Source organism: Umezawaea endophytica (assembly GCF_025061645.1).
Lineage (GTDB): Bacteria > Actinomycetota > Actinomycetes > Mycobacteriales > Pseudonocardiaceae > Umezawaea > Umezawaea endophytica.
This window is the reverse complement of record NZ_JANYMP010000017.1, coordinates 173,242-189,869: the sequence shown is the minus strand read 5'-3', so window position 1 is coordinate 189,869 and position 16,628 is coordinate 173,242. Positions and strand designations below refer to the sequence as shown.

Here is a 16,628-nt window from a genome sequence, read left to right as displayed (position 1 = left end):
CTCGAAAGAAGCACGCGCCGGGCTTCCGTTGCGACAGGCGCAATCGGTGCACTGGTTCCATGCGTGAACTGCGGGCACTGGTCGAGCGCGGCTTCTTCTTCCAGCACATCACCGACGACGGCGGCGAGATCGTGGTGGTCGTCGGCTCCTACGGCTGGCACGGCTTCTACGACCGCATCCACATCTGGGGCGAGTCGGAGGCGGTGGCGGCGCGGGAGCGCAGTGACCACCGGCCGTTCAGCGGCAACGTCGTGTGGACCGTGGACGGCACGACGGCCGACGTGGCGCGGGCGGTCCTGGAACTGCCCGCGCCCGGAACCCGTGGGGCGCCGACGATCGCGAAGTGCGCGCCGAACACGCTGTGGTTCCCGCGCCGCGCTACCGGATGAGCAGCAGCGCCCCGCCGAGCAGAAAGAGCGCCGACAACGACGTGGCGACCAGGACCTGACCCCGGTTGCCGAGGTGGCGCAAGGCGATGGCGAGTGGACCGATGGGCAACATCTCGTGGGCCTTCCCTGTGGTGAAGCGGAGTCGGAGGCAGGTCACCGCGATGCCGAGCAGCAGACCCCGGCGGCTCAGGCCGAGTTCGGCGGCGCCGTCGAGGTCGGCCGTCCACTGCTCGCGGTAGCGGGCGCGGACCTCCGGGTCGCGGATGAGGGTGGTGAGGACGGTGATCACCCGGCCGCCTCCGGTCTGCCGGGATTCCACGTGGGGGAGCGGCGGGTGGCGCAGATCCGTTGCGCCTCAAGGGCTCCGTCGCGGGTGAGGACGTAGAGCCTGCGGCGCGGGCCTTTCCGCTCCTCGTCGTCCCACGACGACGTGACCCAGCCCGCGCGTTCCAGGCGGTCCAGCAACGGGTACACGCTGCCGGACGGGCGGCCGGTGGTCTTGATGATCTCCAGGCCCCATCTCGGGCGGTCGCTCTCCAGGAGGACCGCGAGCACGTCGACGGTGGTCCTGCCGATGCGCCCGAGTGGTTCCACGACGGCTAATCTACCTATGTAGTTTAAGCCGCGCAAGGGGGGCCACCCCGCCCGGAGGCGAGGTGGCCCGGAGAACTCAGAAGCCCGAGTTCCCGCTGCCCCTGGTGAGGGTGTAGCCGGTGGAGTTGAGCAGACCGCCCGACGCCGCGCCGGACACGGTCGTGTTGGAGATCGACGCGCTGCCCGCCGCGTTCAGCTCGATCCCGTACGTGCCCGCCCCGGAGATCGCCACGCGGTCGAAGCTGATCCCGCTGATGGTCTTCTGGTAGCTGAGCAGCAAACCCTGGTAGGTGCTGTCGGTGATCGTCATGTCCGACACCACGACCGGCGCGGTGATGTCCTTGGTGTCCGCGTAGATCCACAGCGCACCGAGCCGCGCGTCCCAGTTCGGCTCGTGGCCGCCGGTGCGGATCAGCGTGTTCTGCCGGACGTACGTGGTGCCGGTGAACGGGGTCGGGTTGAACCTGGTGCTGATCGCGATGCCCGCGGAGGCGGTCACCGTGTCGGAGATCAGGTTGTTGTCGGCCCGGTTGCCGGTGCCGCCGTAGATGCCGATCCCGTTGGCCAGCAGCGGGACCTGCACGGTGTTGTGGGTGTACGCGCCGTTGACCACCGGCTGGCCCTCGGAGAACATCGCCAGCGCGTCGTCACCGGTGTTGCGGAAGGACGACTGGTCGATCCGGACGTTCGTGGTCGGGCCGTCCTTGGCGTGGATGTTCACGCCGTCGGCGAACGTGTCGCGGACGCGGATCCCGACCGCGTACAGGCCGTTCGTGCCGGAGTCCGGCCACATGCCGGTCTTGGTGTGCTCGATCCAGATGTCCTGGAGCAGCGAGCCGGTGCCGAAGTTGCCCTCGATCCCGGTGTCCGAGGCGTTGTCCAGCCGGGAGCGGACGTCGCCGTGGATCGCCAGGTCGGCGATGGTGACGTTGCCGCCGTTGGCGAAGAAGCCGCCGCGGTTGGCCGTGCCCTGGACGACCGTGTGCCACGGGCCCGCGCCGAAGATCTTCACGTTGGCGACGCTGATCGCCGCGGTGATCCGGAACGTGCCCGCCGGGATGAACAGCGGCTTGTTCTGCGCCGACGCCGCCGAGACGGCGGACCTGATCGCCGCGGTGGCGTCGGACCCGTTGTTCGGGACGGCGCCGTAGGCGGTGACGTTCAGCGCGCCCGCGGGAGCGGTGGCCGCGGCCGGGGCGACCTCGGCGTCGATCAGGTCGACGTCGACGTACGCGGCCGAGCCGGAGTCCTTCTGGAGCTTGAGGACCGTGCCCGCTGGCAGGTCCCCGACGATCGCGCGGGTCTCGTCGTAGAAGTGGTGGGCGTTGCCCTCGCCGGGGTTGTTCGTGTACGGGTACGCGCCGTAGACCCAGCTATAGGCCGACGTGAGGGTGAGGTCCTGCTTCTTGGTCCCGTTCGCGTACACGGCCAGCGGGGCGGTCTGCCCGGCGCCGTCGGCGCTGTCCGGGATCGAGTAGCGCACGACGATCGCGTTGGCGGGCTTGGTGAGCGTGACGCTGACGGATTGGCCGGTGGTCAAGCGCACCGCGCGCCTGCCGCTGGACTCCGACTGCACGGTCTTGAACGTGCGGTCGGCCGCGAGCACGGTTCCGGTGGTGCTGCCCGCTTCCGCCTCGTACTGCGTGTACGGCACGGTCGCGCCGCGGTTCGCGAGCGCGGTCTCGTTCGCGACCAGGACGCTGTCGACGAGCACGTCCCCACCGTTCCCGGTCAGCGCCAGGGTGTTCACCCCCGCGCGCAGCGGCACGGAGACCGCGGTGGTGCGCCAGCCCGTGCCCGAGGTGAGCGTCGCGGTGCCCGCGTCCCGGCCGTTGGCCGACACGGCGAGCGTCCGCGAAGCCCCACTGCTGTTGGCGAAGCGGATCGTGGCGGTCGCCGTGCCCGCGGCGGGCATCGCGACCGTGCGGACGACGCGGGCGCCGTTCGTGCCGAAGCCGGTGACGTAGCCGGAGCCGCTGAACCCGGACGTCGAGGTGGCCACGGTCGCGCCGCCGGAGAGGAAGGCCGACTCGGCCTCACCCGGTCCGGCGGGCGGTGCGACGACGACCGGGTTCACCGCGAGGCTGTCCAGGTTGACGTTGCCGGAGTCGGTGGCGTCGAACGCGTAGGCGACCGAGTGGGACCCCGCCGACAGCGCCACGGTCTCGGACGCGGTGCCCCAGGTGTCCCAGTTCGCCGTGGCGGGCAGGGACACCTGCCGCAGCCTGGTGCCGTCGACGTGCAGCGAGAGCGTCATCGCCGTTCCGGTCCCGTTGGCGTACCGCAGGTCCAGCGACTGGTCGCCGGACCTGGTGGTCACCTGGAACGTGGTGCGGGCGCTGCCCTTGTTCGCGTCGGTGTAGCCGCCGACGAACCCGGACCCGGTGTAGCCGGGGTGGTCGGTCGCGACGACCGCGCCGCCGGACAGGGCGGCGTTCTCGGCCTCCTTCAGCGAACCGCTGTCGGGGGTGGCCGGGACGAGGTCCAGGTAGTCGATGTTCACGTTGCCGTTGTCGGCCGTGCCGAAGGTGTACGCGATGGAGTGGGAGCCCGCACCCAGCGCCACGCTCGTGCCGGAAGTGCCCCACGTGTCCCAGTTCGCGGTGGCGGGCAGGGAGATCTGGCGGGCCGCGCCGCCGTCGACGGTCAGCGTCAACGTCCTGGTCGAGCCGGTTCCGTTGGCGTAGCCAAGGACCAGCGAGTACGTGCCCGCGGTGACGGTGGTCTGGAAGGTGGCCCTGGCGTTGCCCCTGTTGCCGTCGGTGAAACCGCCGACGAAACCGGTGCCGCTGTAGCCGGGGTGGTCGGTCGCGGTGACCGCGCCGCCCGACAGCGCGGCGCGCTCGGCCTCGACGCGGGTGGTCGCCGCGGACGCGTCGACCACGGGGGAGAGGGCCAGTGCGGTCAGTGCCAGCAGGGTGACGAGGCGACGTCCGCGGCGCCTTGGTGTTTTCACTTTTCGCATCCGTTCCGTTGGGGGCTCAGCCCTTGACCGCGCCCGACAGCGCGCCACCGTTGAGGAAGAGGCGCTGGAAGGCGAGGAACAGGGCGACAGGGATCACCGTCGAGATGGCGAGCGCGGCGAGGAACACGTCGAGCTCGATGAAGCGCTGCAACGCGGGCAGCCGCACCGACAGCGGCTGGACGGCCGGGTCGGGCAGGACGAGCATCGGCCAGAGGAAGTCCTTCCACGCGGCGATGACGGCGAACACCGACACCACCCCGAGGATCGGCCGGGACAGGGGGAGCACGATCGACCAGAACAGGCGGAAGGGACCCGCGCCGTCGACCCGCGCGGCCTCGAACACCTCGCGCGGGAGGTTGTCGAAGAACCGCTGCACCAGCAGGATGTTGAACGCGTTCGCGCCCGCCGGGAGCCAGACCGCCCAGAACGTGTTGATCATCGACAGGTCGACCACAGTCAGGTACAGCGGCACCAGCAGCACGACCGCGGGCACGAACAGCGTCGCCAGCACCACACCCGTGAGCGCCTTGCGGTAGCGCGGGCGCAGCACGGACAGCGCGAACCCCGCGGTCGTCGCGACGAGGAGCTGCACGAGCCACGCGCCCGCCGCGATCCACACCGTGTTGAGGAAGTACTCGTCGATCTTCACGCGGGTCCACGCCGTGGCCAGGTTCGCGAAGTCGAACCCGTTGGGCCACAGCGCGAGCGGGTCGCGCAGCGTGTCCTGCGTCGGCGTGATCGCCGACTTCGCCAGCCACAGCACCGGACCGAGACCGGCCAGGAACAGCAGCACCAGCAGGACGGTGTGCGCGAGGCGGGCCGCGCCGCGCACCCGTCCCCTCCGCCAGTCGAACGACGAGAGCACTCCGCGGTCGGTCATGACGCGCTCCAGGAACGGGTGAGGCGGAAGTAGATCGCCGACAGGACGCCCAGCACCACGGCGAGCATCAGGCTCAGCGCGGTCGCGGAGCCGTAGTCACCGCCGAGGCTGTTGGCGAACGCGTAGTTGTAGATCAGCAGCAGGACCGTCGTCGTGGAGTTGGCCGGACCGCCGCCGGTGAACAGGAACGGCTCCAGGAACACCTGGGCGGTGCCCACGATCTGGAGGATGAACGTGATCAGCAGGACGCCCCGCAGCCGCGGGATGGTCACGTGCCAGACCTTGCCCCACACCGACGCGCCGTCGATCTCGGCCGCCTCGTACTGCTCCGGCGGCACGCTGGTCAGCGCGGCGAGGTAGATGATGACCGTGCCACCGGCCGCCGCCCATGTCGCCTCAATGACCAGCGACACCATCGCCGTGCTCGCGTCCTGCAACCACGGCACCGGGCCGATCCCCACGGCCCCCAGCAGCGTGTTGAACACGCCGCTGGGGCTCGCGTCGTAGAAGAACTTCCACAGCAGCACCGCGACCACCGGCGGGATGACCACCGGCAGGTACGCCAGCGTGCTGTAGAGGCCCTTGAACCGCCGCACCTCGCTCATCAGCACCGCCGCCACCAGCGGGATCGGGTAGCCCAGCAGCAGGGCCAGCACCGCGAACCACAGGGTGTTCCGCACGGCCGTCCACAGCAGCGGATCGGCCAGCACGGTCCGGAAGTTCTCCAGCCCCGCGAACGTCGGCGCGGTGACCAGGTTCGTCTCCTGGAAGCTCATCACGACCGACTGCACGATCGGCGCCCAGGAGAACAGCCCGAACACCACCAGCATCGGCAGCAGGAACACCACCGTGGCCGGCCCGCCGCCCCGCACCCAGGTGACCGGCGACCGTCGAACACGACGGCGGACGGGCACGGCGGGCGGGGGAGCGGCGGTCGTGGACGGCCCCGGACGCAGCGACGGCGGCGCGGTCACTTCTTGTCCAGCAGGGCTTGCGCCTGGGTCCGGACTCCGTTCAGCAGCGAGCCGATGTCGGCGCCGCGGTCGGTGAGCACCGACTGCACGACCGGGTCGAGCAGCGCGTACACCTGCTGGGTGGAGCGCGTCGGCTCGGGCACCAGCGGCTGGCCGAACATCTTGTCCGTGTACGGCGTCATCTGCTTGACGGGGACGTTGACGTACTGCGCGATCCACGTCATCCGCTCGTCGAACGCGGCCTTGTCGAACACCGGCAGCTCCGGCGACCCGACGGCCTGGCCCGAGTCGGCGGTGGTCTTCGCGTCGGCTACAGCCGCGTCCTTGTTGGTCAGCTTCTCCAGGTAGTAGAAGTCGATCCACTTGACGGCGGCGGCCTTGACCGGCTCTTCCGCCTTGGCGCTGACGGCGGCGAGCGTGCCGCCGCCGAGCACCCCGGCGTTCGCGCCGCCGGTCAGCGGCAGGGCCGCGACGCCGTAGTCCTCGGGCTTCATCGCGTTCTGCGCCTTGAGCGACCCGTAGTTGCCGCCACCGGAGACGTACATGCCGATCCGGCCCGCGGCGAAGTCCTGGTTGATGGTGCCCCACTCGTACAGGAAGTTCGCGCCCATGCTGTTGTCGTCCCACCGCATGGCCTTCACCGCCTGGAGCGCCTTGACCATCTCCGGACTGTCCACGGTGGACTTCGCGGTGTCGCCTTCGAGCTTCTCCGTGCGCCCGCCGAACGCGTAGGCGAGCGTGGTCGCGATCCAGCCGCCGGTGTTGCCGCTGGTCATCATCGCGAACCCGGCCTGTCCGGTCTTCTCCGAGATCTGCTTCGCGGCCGACCGGATCTCCTCCCACGACGTCGGCGGCTTGTCCGGGTCCAGCCCGGCCTGGGTGAAGAGCGTCCGGTTGTAGTGCAGCGCCTGCCCGTGCGCGGCGATCGGCACCGCCCACATCTTCCCGTCGTCGGCCGACCCGGCCTTGGCGATCTCCTTGTTGAACTTCCCGGCGTACGGCAACCCGGCCACCTGACCGCTGATGTCCGCGATCTGCTTCCGCTCGATGAGCCCGCGCCCGTCGGTGAACGGCACCGTGAACACGTCCGGGAGCGTTCCGCCCGCGAGCTGCGTGGTGAACGTGGTCGCGTCCCACTTGTACTCGCGCGGCACCAGGTCGATCGACGGGTTCGCCGACTCGAACTGCGCCACGCGGGCGTTGAACGCGTCGATCGCCCCCTGCTCGAGGCCGGGGTCGAGTGACACGTTCACGACGGTCTTCCCGTCGGCGCTCTGCGCGCCACCGCCGGAACACGCGGCCAGCACGGCGGTGGCGACCGCCAGAACAGCGATGGACTTCATCGTCCCTCCAGGGGCGGATTCATCGGGAACGCAGCCAGACGGCTGTGTCGGTGGGCAGGAGTTCGCCGTCGAGGTCGCCGCTGGCGAGCAGGACGGAGGTGTGCGGGGGCAACGGGATCGGGGTCGGACCCAGGTTCACCAGGCAGACCAGGTCTTCGCCGCGGCGGAAGGCGAGGACGCCGTCGGCGGAGTCGAGCCAGTCGAACGCCTCGCCGCGCAGCGCGGGCTCGACCCGGCGGAGCGACAGCATCGCGCGGTACAGCGAGAGCATCGAACCGGGGTCGTCCTCCTGCGACGACACGGAGTACTCGCCCCAGCCCGCGGGCTGCGGCAGCCAGGAGCCGCCGTCGCCGAACCCGAACGAGGACCCGTCGGCGGTCCACGGCAGCGGCACGCGGCAGCCGTCGCGGCCGGGGTCGACGCCCTCGGACCGGAAGTGCATCGGGTCCTGGAGCGCGCCGAGCGGCAGGTCCTCCACCTCGGGCAGGCCGAGTTCGTCACCCTGGTACAGGTAGAGCGAACCCGGTAGCGCGCCGGTCAGCAACGCCGCCGCCCGAGCCCGGCGCCTGCCCGTGGCCAGGTCCGTCGGGATGCCGAACCGGCGCGCGGCGAAGCCGAACGAGCTGTCCTCCCGGCCGAAGCGGGTGACCGGGCGGGTGACGTCGTGGTTCGACAGCGTCCACGTCGGCGGCGCCCCGACCGGCCGGTGCGCCTCCACAGTGGACTGGATGGAAGCGCGCAACTGGGCCGGTTCCCACGGCCGCATCATGAAGTCGAAGTTGAACGCGGTGTGCATCTCGTCGGGCCGCAGGTACCGCGCGAACCGCTGCTGGTCGGCCAGCCAGATCTCGCCGACCAGCATCCGCGGCTCGTCGTAGGAGTCCGCGACCGCGCGCCAGCCCCGGTAGATGTCGTGCAGCTCGTCGCGGTCGACGAACGGGTGCTCGCCGGGCCGCTGCTCGCCGACCAGCGCGGGGAACGAGGGGTCCTTGACCGGCATGGTGGCCGAGTCGATTCGGATCCCCGCGACCCCGCGGTCGAACCAGAACCGCAGCACGTCCTCGTGCTCCCGTCGGACGTCCGGGTGGTTCCAGTTCAGGTCCGGCTGCTGCGGCGCGAAGAGGTGCAGGTACCACTCGCCCGGAGTGCCGTCGGCGTTCGCGGTCCGCGTCCAGGTGCCGCCGGAGAAGCTCGACACCCACTCCGTCGGCGGTTCCGCACCGTCCTCGCCGCGGCCGGGGTGGAACCAGAACCGTTGCCGCTCAGGCGATCCCGGCTCCGCCGCCAGCGCGGCCCTGAACCACTCGTGCCGGTCGGACACGTGGTTGGGCACGATGTCGACGATGGTGCGGATGCCCAGCGCCGCCGCCTCGGCGATCAGCGACTCGGCCTCCTCCAGCGTGCCGAACGCCGGGTCGATCGCCCGGTAGTCGGCCACGTCGTAGCCGCCGTCGGCCAGCGGCGAGGAGTACCAGGGCGTGAACCAGATCGCGTCCACGCCGAGCGAGGCCAGGTAGGGCAACCGGGAGCGCACCCCGGCCAGGTCGCCGGTGCCGTCACCGTTCCCGTCGGCGAAGCTGCGCGGGTACACCTGGTAGATGACGGCGTTGCGCCACCACCCGGTCGACTCGGTGGAAGCGTTGCGCGCGAAGGTCGAGGTGCTGGTGCTCACTTGGCTCCATCCTGAACGACTGGTCACTGTGGACGCTCCAGCCGCTCGATCCGCCGACTAGGTTTAGCGCTCCACCTAGAGGGACGGTAATGTGACCCCCGGCACCCTGTCAACGGTCGAACCGGCCTCGGGCCCTTGAGGGGCGTCGTATCCTGGGTGCCGGACGAGAGGAGTTCGACAGGTGCGGGTCACCCTGCGGGACATCGCCGACGAGGCGGGCGTGAGCATGATGACCGTGTCGAACGTCGTCAACGGCAACAAGGCCCGCGTCTCACCGGAGACGATCGAGCGCGTGCGGCGCATCGTGGCCGAGCGCGGCTACGTGCCCAGCGCGTCCGCGCGGAGCCTTGCGGCCAAGTCGTCGCGGCTGATCGGGCTGCTGGTGCCGGCGGCCGACGAGGACAGCATGATGATCAGCCCGCACAACGTCGCCATCGCGGGCCAGATCGAGCGCGAACTGCGCAAGCGCGGCTACCACCTGCTGCTGCGCGGCATCGCGCACCCGGACGAGGTGACCGAGGCGCTCCAGTCGTGGAGCCTGGACGGCGCCGTGCTGCTGGGTTTCCTGGACGAGGAGCTGGACCGGCTCACCAAGGCGACGATCGGCGCGGTCCGCGTGCTGGCCGTCGACAGCTACTCCAAGAACCGGATCACCACGGGCGTCCGCGCCGACGACTTCGCGGGCGCCCGGCTCGCCGCCGAACACCTGATCGGGCTCGGCCACCGGCGGATCCTGTTCGCGGGCCCGGCGTTCTCCGACGTCGGCGTGGTGCACCAGCGGTTCGAGGGTTTCCTCCAGGCGTTCACCGACGCGGGCCTGACCTGGGCGGACGACCTCATCGAGACGGTCAACACCACCCACGCCGAAGGCCTGGAGGTCGGACGGCGGCTGCTCGCGGCGCACCCGGCCGCGACCGCCGTCTTCGCGACCGCGGACATCCTCGCGATCGGCATCATGGAAGGGGTCGCGGACAGCGGCGCGACCGTGCCGGACGACCTGTCGGTGATCGGCTTCGACAACCTGGACCTGTGCGCGTACGTCACGCCCAAGCTGACGACCATCGCCCAGGACATCGGCGAGAAGGCAGCGACGGCCGTGCGGATGCTGATCAGCTCCATCGAGGGCGGCAAACAGCCCCGCAAACCGGTCACCATAGGCGTCGACCTGGTCGAACGCGCCTCCACCACCCGACCCCGGACGTGAGAACGCGCGCGTTCCTCTTCGACAAGTCGTGGCCAAAAGATGGCCACATCTCCGGTGGGGGTTTAGGAAGGTTCGTGCGGTCGGCGACCTTGTAGTGTTGAGGTGATGATCTCGTGTTGCGAGCCCTTCCGGGAGGCGGATTATGCGTAGGGAAGGTGTTGAATCATCGCAATTGTGGCTGAATACAAGTCGTATTGATGCAATAGCCGCGATTGAGGATCAACTGGAGTTAAGCAGCTTGATCCTGCCGCCGGTCGAGTCTGCTCGCGGTCGCGACAAGAGTTTCAGTGCGAACGAGGAATTTTGGGAAGACGTCGGATCGGAGCGTTTGCGATCCGGGAGCATGGTCACGCTTGAGGAATTCTATCTTTTCGAATGGTTTCCCAGGTCGCCGGGGCTGTTTCATACCGAATCGGCGAGAAGATCCCGTGTCGCGGCGCAAAGATACCTCTTCCACGTGAGTCCTGTGCGGAAGGGTGAGCATCTTCGGGATCTGCCGGTAGATGGTCGTGTTTACGATCTGCATGGCAAAGCGAAAATGTTATACGGGGGATTGGGTTGTGTTCGGCTGACTGACAAGGAGACGGATCAGGGTCGACTGTGGTTCATGTCGGCATCTTCCACTCTGGCGGCACATGAAGGTGTGCCGGTCGGGGTGTCTATGGATCTTTATCAGCGCTACATCAACTATATTTCTGATTATGGCGTGCTTCCCTGCACCTTGATCGGTAGGCTGAAGTTTCTTCCGAAATCGATGATGTCTCTGTATGATACTTCGGTCGGAGTTCCGAGGGTCTACCTCCTGGTCGAGGAGATATTGCCGGCTCGTACTCCGAGGGAAATTATCGGCGGTTTGCCGGTTGCCAGCGGGGCGGTGGTATTTCGCAAGTCGATAGATGATGGATACCCTAAATTTTTTACAGCTTATATTGAGTTTGTTGCGGGCTCCAGGGGTACTTTGGGTACCCGTGTCGAATGGCTGGAGAGATATGTCGAGGACCTTCATGATGGCCGAGTAGTCACCGACTTTGACGAGCAGGCGGGTCACTTTGAAGGGGCGGCTTTTTCGCTGGGCAGGGTCTTCAATGGTCGTATCGACTGGCGAGATGTCGAGGATCTTTCTGAAGGGCTTCGCTACGATGAGCGCAAAAATTCGCCGCCACTGATCGTGCAGATGAACAATTTCATGGAGGTTGTCATGGGTGATCGATTCGAGAATATCGGTACCGGAGCTGTTATCGTCAACCGATCTTCGCTGTCTAATGCTCTTAATTCGATTGATAGCAGAGGTGATGACGTACGCAAAGCTTTGCGCGATGTGGCCGATTTGGTCGAACGTTCAGGAAATGAAGAAGCCGTGGAGAACTTGAACGCTTTCACGGAAGAATTAGAGCTGGCTGAGCCTCGAAAGGCCCGCCTCAAATCGTTCTGGCAAGGTCTGGTCGTGTCTCTGCCCGATGTCGCCCAGCTCGGCGATGCGGCTGGCAAGATCGCGGCGTTGTTCGCCTAACACGGTCGGGTGGTCGAACGCGCCTCCACCACCCGACCCCGGACGTGAGAACGCGCGCGTGGCCCGGTGGCCGCGCGCGCGTTCCTCCGGTGAGCTACTCGCTCAGGTCGTAGACGGTCGTCCCGTCGACCTCCACCGCGGTGAAGTTGGCCTCCACCCAAGTGGCGATCTCACCGCTCCCGCCGCCGCCACCCATGCGGCCGCCGGGCACGTAGTACCCGATCTTCCCGTCGGCGACGTACTGCTGGAACTCGGCGAGCGTCGGCGCCGGGTCGGATCCGCTCCAGCCGCCGATGCCGATCACGGCCTTGCCGGTGGCCAGTTCCAGGCTCGCGGCGCTCTGCGAGCTGACGGTCGCCGCGGCCCACAGCGTGTCCGTGCTCTTCAGCAGCTCGGTCAACGCGCTCCCGGTCGACTCCTCGCCTGGACCGCCCATGCCCCCGCCCATGCCGCCGGAGACGTAGCCCGCCGGGCCCGACACCGGGATTGACCCGTTGTGCGAGGACGCCGCCGTGGCGACCGAGTACGAGACGGTGCCGAGCAGACCGGCCACCAGCACCCCGGTCAGCACGACCTTCTTGGCCTGCGTGACACCCAGGACGATCACCGTGGCCACGACGACCGTCACCACCGCGATGGTCCACCGCACGAACGGCAGCCACTCCGGCACCCGGTTCAGCAGCGCGAAGCTCCAGAACCCGGTCGCCGCGACCATCGCCGCCAACGCGATCCGCGCGGGCGCGTGGGCCCGGCCGCGCCACAGCTCACGGCCGGAGATCGCGACCGTGCCGACGATCCCCGGCGCCAGCGCGACGGCGTAGTACGGGTGGATGATGCCGCTCATGAAGCTGAACACCAGCGCCGTGACGACCATCCAGCCGCCCCACAGGACCAGCGCGGCCCGCGTCCGGCTGGTGCGCGGCGCGCGGCGGGTGAACCACAACCCGGCGACCAGGCCGATCAGCGCGGCGGGCAGCAGCCATGACACCTCGTTGCCGAAGCTCGCACCGAACATCCGGCCGATCCCCGACGCGCCGCCGAACCCGGTGTTCCCGCCGCCACCGGTCATGACACCGCCCCCACCGCCGCCCTGGCCGAACAGCCGACCGAGACCGTTGTAGCCGACCGCCAACTCCCACAGGCTGTCGTTGGTGGAACCACCGATGTACGGCCGCGAGTCGGCGGGCCACAGCTCGACCAGCACGATGAACCAGCCCGCGGACACGACCATCGCGACGGCCGCGCCCAGCAGGTGCAGCAGCCGCTTGCCGATCCCCGTCGGAGCCGCGATGAGGTACACGAGCCCCAGCGCGGGCAGCACGAGCAGCGCCTGACCCATCTTCGTCAGGAACGCGAACCCGATCGCCACACCCGCGAGCGCGATCCACCGAGGACTCGCCTTCTCCAGCGAGCGGACCGTGCAGTACGCGGCGGCGACCATCAGCAGCACCAGCAGCGCGTCCGGCAGGTTGAACCGGAACATCAGCGTGGCGACCGGCGTCAACGCCAGCGCCGCACCGGCGAACAGCCCGGCCACCGGCCCCGACGTGCGCTTCACCGTGGCGTACAGCAACCCCACGGCCGCGACGCCCTCCAGCGCCTGCGGCGCCAGCACCGTCCAGCTAGAGAACCCGAAGATCCGGGCGAACAGCCCGCTGACCCACAGGAACGCGGGCGGCTTGTCCACCGTCAGCACGTTGCCGGAGTCGAGCGACCCGAACAGCCACGCCTTCCAGCTCTGCGTGGCGGACTGGGTCGCGGCGGCGTAGAAGCCGTTGCCGAAGCCCGACGCCGACAGGTTCCACAGGAACAGCACCGCTGAAGCCGCGAGGAGCGCGAGGAACGCGGGCCGGACCCACCGGGGATCGCGCCGGGGTTCCGGAACGGCAGGGGCGACGGTAGTCGCGCTCGGCGCCAACGTCGTGGTCATGAGTTGCTCTCCAGAGGAGTGGGGGTGGGACGGGAGCGGAACACCCAGTTGCGCAGCAGCAGGAAGCGCAACACGGTGGCGATCAGGTTGGCGCCGACGACGGCGGCGACCTCGGCGACCTGGCCGGGATCGGTGGAGCTGTGCAGCAGCGCGAGCGACCCGCTGGTCAGCGCCAGCCCGAGGCCGAACACGATCAGCCCCTCGAACTGGTGCCTGCCCGCGCCGTGCCGACCGCGCACGCCGAAGGTGAAGCGGCGGTTCGCGGCGGTGTTCGCGACGGCGGTGAGCAGCAGCGCGACCAGGTTCGCGCCCTGGGCGCCGAGGCCGCCGCGCAGCATCAGGAACAGCAGCAGGTAGGCGAGCGTGCTGGTCACGCCGATCGCCGCGAACCGGACGAGCTGGCGCAGCAGACCCGTTGGCACGCCGGGGGTTCGGCTCTCCAGCGGTTCCCGGCCGAGCTGCTGGCGGAGTTCGGTGATCGGCAGCTTGCCGGTCGCGAGCGCCCGCCCGAGCCGGGCGACGCCCTTGAGGTCCGCCATCGCCGTGGACACGATGTCGACCCGGCTGTCCGGGTCGTCCACCCAGTCCACCGGGACCTCGTGGATCCGCAGGCCCGCGCGTTCGCCCAGCACCAGCAGTTCGGTGTCGAAGAACCAGCCGGTGTCCACGACGTGCGGCAGCAGCCGCTGGGCGACGTCGGCGCGGATCGCCTTGAACCCGCACTGCGCGTCGGAGAACCGGGTGGCCAGCGTGCCGCGCAGCAGCAGATTGTAGCAGCGCGAGATGAACTCCCGCTTCGGGCCGCGCACGACACGGGCGCCGCGGGCCAGTCTGCTGCCGATCGCGATGTCGGAGTGCCCGGAGATGAGCGGCGCGATCAGCGGCGGCAGCGCGGCCAGGTCGGTCGACAGGTCGACGTCCATGTACGCCAGCACCGGCGCGTCGGAGGCGAGCCAGACCTGGTGCAGCGCCCGACCGCGGCCCTTCTGCTCCAGGTGCACCACGGCGACCTCGGGCAGCTCGTCCACGAGCGCCTCGGCGACCGCGGCGGTCCCGTCCGTGCTGGCGTTGTTCGCGATGGTGATCCGGAAGGGGTACGACGAGGTCCGGACCAGTTCGGCGTGCAGCCTGCGCACGCAGGGACCGAGGTCCGCCTCCTCGTTGAACACCGGTACCACCACGTCCAGGACGGGGGTCTTGGTGTTCGTCGCGATGGGAGTCGCACCGGGCCGCAGCGTCGTGAGTGTCATGAGCCCAACCTCGGGCGCGGGGCTGGGTGCTTCGTGTGTCATCGCTGTGCGCCGACTGTGAGGTCGTAGACGGCGACGCCGTCCACTGTGGACTCGGTGAAGTTCTCCTGCACCCAGGCGGCGATCTCCTGCGCCGCGTCGCTCCCGGTCGACCCGGACATCCCGGCGCCACCGAGGAAGTAGTGGATCCGCCCGTCCGCCACGAGCTGCTGGAACTCGACGAGCGTGGGAGCCGGATCGGTGCCGTTGAAGCCGCCGACGGCCATGACCGGCCTGCCGCTGCCCAACTGGTAACCGGCGGCGTTGTTCGACCCCACCGCGGCGGCGGCCCAGGTCTGGGACCCGCTCCGCAGCAGGGAGACCAGCTCGGCGCCGGGCGTGGGAGCGCTCAGCAGGCCGCCCATGCCCCCGCCCATCCCGCCACCACCGCCGCCGCGGAACCCGCCCGTGCCCGCCGGACCGGCGGAGGGGATGGCCCCCGAGTGCGGCGTGGCCGCTGTCGCGACCGAGTAGGCGCCGGGCCCGAGCAGCGCGGCGACGAGGGCGACCGGCACGAACAGCTTGGGGCTGAAGAAGAAGCCCGCGGCACCGAGGAACCCGAGCACCAGCACGACGACGGCGAACGTGCTGGACCACGAGGTCAGCAGGAGGTAGGACTGCAACGCGGCCAGTGCCACCGCGCCGGACAACCCGGCGAGCGCCATCGGATCGTCCCGCTTGCGCCACAGGGCCGCGGCGCCGATCCCGATGACCGCGCCGATGGCGGGCGCCAACGCCACGGTGTAGTAGCCGTGGATGATCCCGTTCATGTAGCTGAAGACGGCGGCGGTGACCAGCAGCCACCCGCCCCACACCAGCAGCCCCGCACGGGAGGCGCGGTCACCGGCCCACCAGCCCGCGACGAGCAGCACGACGGCGGCGGGCAGCAGCCAGGCGATCTGGGAGCCCATCTCACCGCCGAACAGCCGGGACCACCCGGTGGTACCCCACCCGCCGCCCGCGCCGCCGCCGACGCTGCCGACCTCGTCACCGGTGAGCCTGCCGAAACCGTTGTAGCCCAACGTCAGTTCGAGCACGCTGTTCGTCTGCGACCCGCCGATGAACGGTCGGGAGGCCGCGGGCACCAGTTCGACGACCGCGATCCACCAGCCGCCCGCGACCACCATCGCCCCGAGGGCCGCGGCCAGGTGCGCGATCCGCTGCCCCAGCGTCGCGCGGGCGAACACCAGGTACGCCGAACCGAACGCGGGCAGCACCAGGAACGCCTGCAACATCTTCGCCAGGAAGGCGAACCCGACGGCTGCGCCCGCGAGTGCCAACCACCTGGCGCTCGCCTTCTCGGTCGCCCGCACCGTGCAGTACGCGCCCGCCACCAGCAGCAGCACCAGCAGCGCGTCCGGGTTGTTGAACCGGAACATCAGCACCGCGACGGGCGTCAACGCCAGCACCGCGCCCGCGATCAGCCCGGCCGCCGCCCCGGATGTCCGCTTCACCGCGGCGTGGAGGAGCCCGACACTGGCGACGCCCATCAGCGCCTGCGGCACCAGGATGCTCCAGGCGTTGACCCCGAAGACCCGCGCCGACAGCCCCATGAACCACAGCGCGGCAGGCGTCTTGTCAACCGTGATCGAGTTGGCCCAGTCGGTGGACCCGAAGAACCAGGCCTCCCAGCTCTGCGCCCCGGCCTGGGCGGCGGCCGAGTAGTACGCGTTGGCCCACTCGGAATCCCCGAGCTGCCACAGGTAGAGCACCGCGGTCGCGGCCAGCAACCCGATCAGCGCGGGCCGAGCCCAGCGGGGGTCCCCGGCCACCGGCGGGGGAGGAGCGGGCGTCGCGGCCGGTGCTGGAGCGTGCGTGTCGACAACCGTCATGCGACCGAGGTTCGTGCTCCCGGCTAAGCACGACTTGTGCCTTGCC

Annotated in this window: 13 protein-coding genes; 3 read left to right on the top strand and 10 right to left on the bottom strand. The window is 69.5% G+C overall.

The genetic code is table 11. The annotated features are described in order from the left end of the window. Positions 1-59 precede the first annotated feature (59 nt). Positions 60-389, top strand: a complete 330-nt coding sequence (locus NZH93_RS31145; protein ID WP_259626823.1) for a hypothetical protein — start codon at positions 60-62, stop codon at positions 387-389. Here the strand turns inward: NZH93_RS31145 and NZH93_RS31140 are convergent. The 7 genes from NZH93_RS31140 to NZH93_RS31110 all read right to left on the bottom strand — a co-directional run bounded on the left by NZH93_RS31140 (position 379) and on the right by NZH93_RS31110 (position 8,817). Beyond that, a complete protein-coding gene (locus NZH93_RS31140; RefSeq protein ID WP_259626822.1) occupies positions 379-678 on the bottom strand; it encodes a hypothetical protein in 300 nt (99 codons plus the stop codon). The genes NZH93_RS31145 and NZH93_RS31140 overlap by 11 nt on opposite strands. Continuing rightward, positions 675-983, bottom strand: a complete 309-nt coding sequence (locus NZH93_RS31135) for a PadR family transcriptional regulator (RefSeq protein WP_259626821.1) — start codon at positions 981-983, stop codon at positions 675-677. The genes NZH93_RS31140 and NZH93_RS31135 overlap by 4 nt, the downstream gene beginning before the upstream one ends. 76 nt (positions 984-1,059) lie before the next feature. Next, positions 1,060-3,939, bottom strand: coding sequence for a CBM35 domain-containing protein (locus NZH93_RS31130; RefSeq protein WP_259626820.1), 2,880 nt, complete (start codon positions 3,937-3,939; stop codon positions 1,060-1,062). A gap of 25 nt (positions 3,940-3,964) precedes the next feature. Next, entirely contained in the window at positions 3,965-4,828 is an 864-nt protein-coding gene (locus NZH93_RS31125) for a carbohydrate ABC transporter permease (RefSeq protein ID WP_259626819.1), read from the bottom strand. Beyond that, a complete protein-coding gene (locus tag NZH93_RS31120; RefSeq protein ID WP_259626818.1) occupies positions 4,825-5,802 on the bottom strand; it encodes a carbohydrate ABC transporter permease in 978 nt (325 codons plus the stop codon). The genes NZH93_RS31125 and NZH93_RS31120 overlap by 4 nt, the downstream gene beginning before the upstream one ends. Continuing rightward, positions 5,799-7,145 carry an ABC transporter substrate-binding protein gene (locus tag NZH93_RS31115; protein WP_259626817.1) on the bottom strand — a complete coding sequence of 449 codons (1,347 nt, stop codon included), beginning with the start codon at positions 7,143-7,145 and terminating at the stop codon, positions 5,799-5,801. The genes NZH93_RS31120 and NZH93_RS31115 overlap by 4 nt, the downstream gene beginning before the upstream one ends. Positions 7,146-7,164: 19 nt before the next feature. Beyond that, positions 7,165-8,817 carry a glycoside hydrolase family 13 protein gene (locus NZH93_RS31110; protein WP_259626816.1) on the bottom strand — a complete coding sequence of 551 codons (1,653 nt, stop codon included), beginning with the start codon at positions 8,815-8,817 and terminating at the stop codon, positions 7,165-7,167. 181 nt (positions 8,818-8,998) lie between these two features. On the opposite strand from NZH93_RS31110, the gene NZH93_RS31105 reads away from it, so the two are divergent. Next, entirely contained in the window at positions 8,999-10,021 is a 1,023-nt protein-coding gene (locus tag NZH93_RS31105; RefSeq protein WP_259626815.1) for a LacI family DNA-binding transcriptional regulator, read from the top strand. Positions 10,022-10,163: 142 nt separating this feature from the next. Then, positions 10,164-11,531 (top strand): hypothetical protein, encoded by a 1,368-nt coding sequence (locus tag NZH93_RS31100; RefSeq protein ID WP_259626814.1) that lies wholly within the window; start codon positions 10,164-10,166, stop codon positions 11,529-11,531. A gap of 94 nt (positions 11,532-11,625) precedes the next feature. On the opposite strand, the gene NZH93_RS31095 is transcribed toward NZH93_RS31100, so the two are convergent. Genes NZH93_RS31095 through NZH93_RS31085 form a run of 3 tightly spaced genes read right to left on the bottom strand, consistent with a single transcriptional unit; the run spans position 11,626 to position 16,582 of the window. Beyond that, positions 11,626-13,461, bottom strand: coding sequence for an ArnT family glycosyltransferase (locus NZH93_RS31095; RefSeq protein ID WP_259626813.1), 1,836 nt, complete (start codon positions 13,459-13,461; stop codon positions 11,626-11,628). Further along, positions 13,458-14,711: a bifunctional glycosyltransferase family 2/GtrA family protein gene (locus NZH93_RS31090; protein WP_259626812.1), complete on the bottom strand. Its 1,254-nt coding sequence runs from the start codon at positions 14,709-14,711 to the stop codon at positions 13,458-13,460. The genes NZH93_RS31095 and NZH93_RS31090 overlap by 4 nt, the downstream gene beginning before the upstream one ends. Before the next feature lie 38 nt (positions 14,712-14,749). Continuing rightward, positions 14,750-16,582 carry a glycosyltransferase family 39 protein gene (locus NZH93_RS31085; protein WP_259626811.1) on the bottom strand — a complete coding sequence of 611 codons (1,833 nt, stop codon included), beginning with the start codon at positions 16,580-16,582 and terminating at the stop codon, positions 14,750-14,752. Positions 16,583-16,628 lie beyond the last annotated feature (46 nt).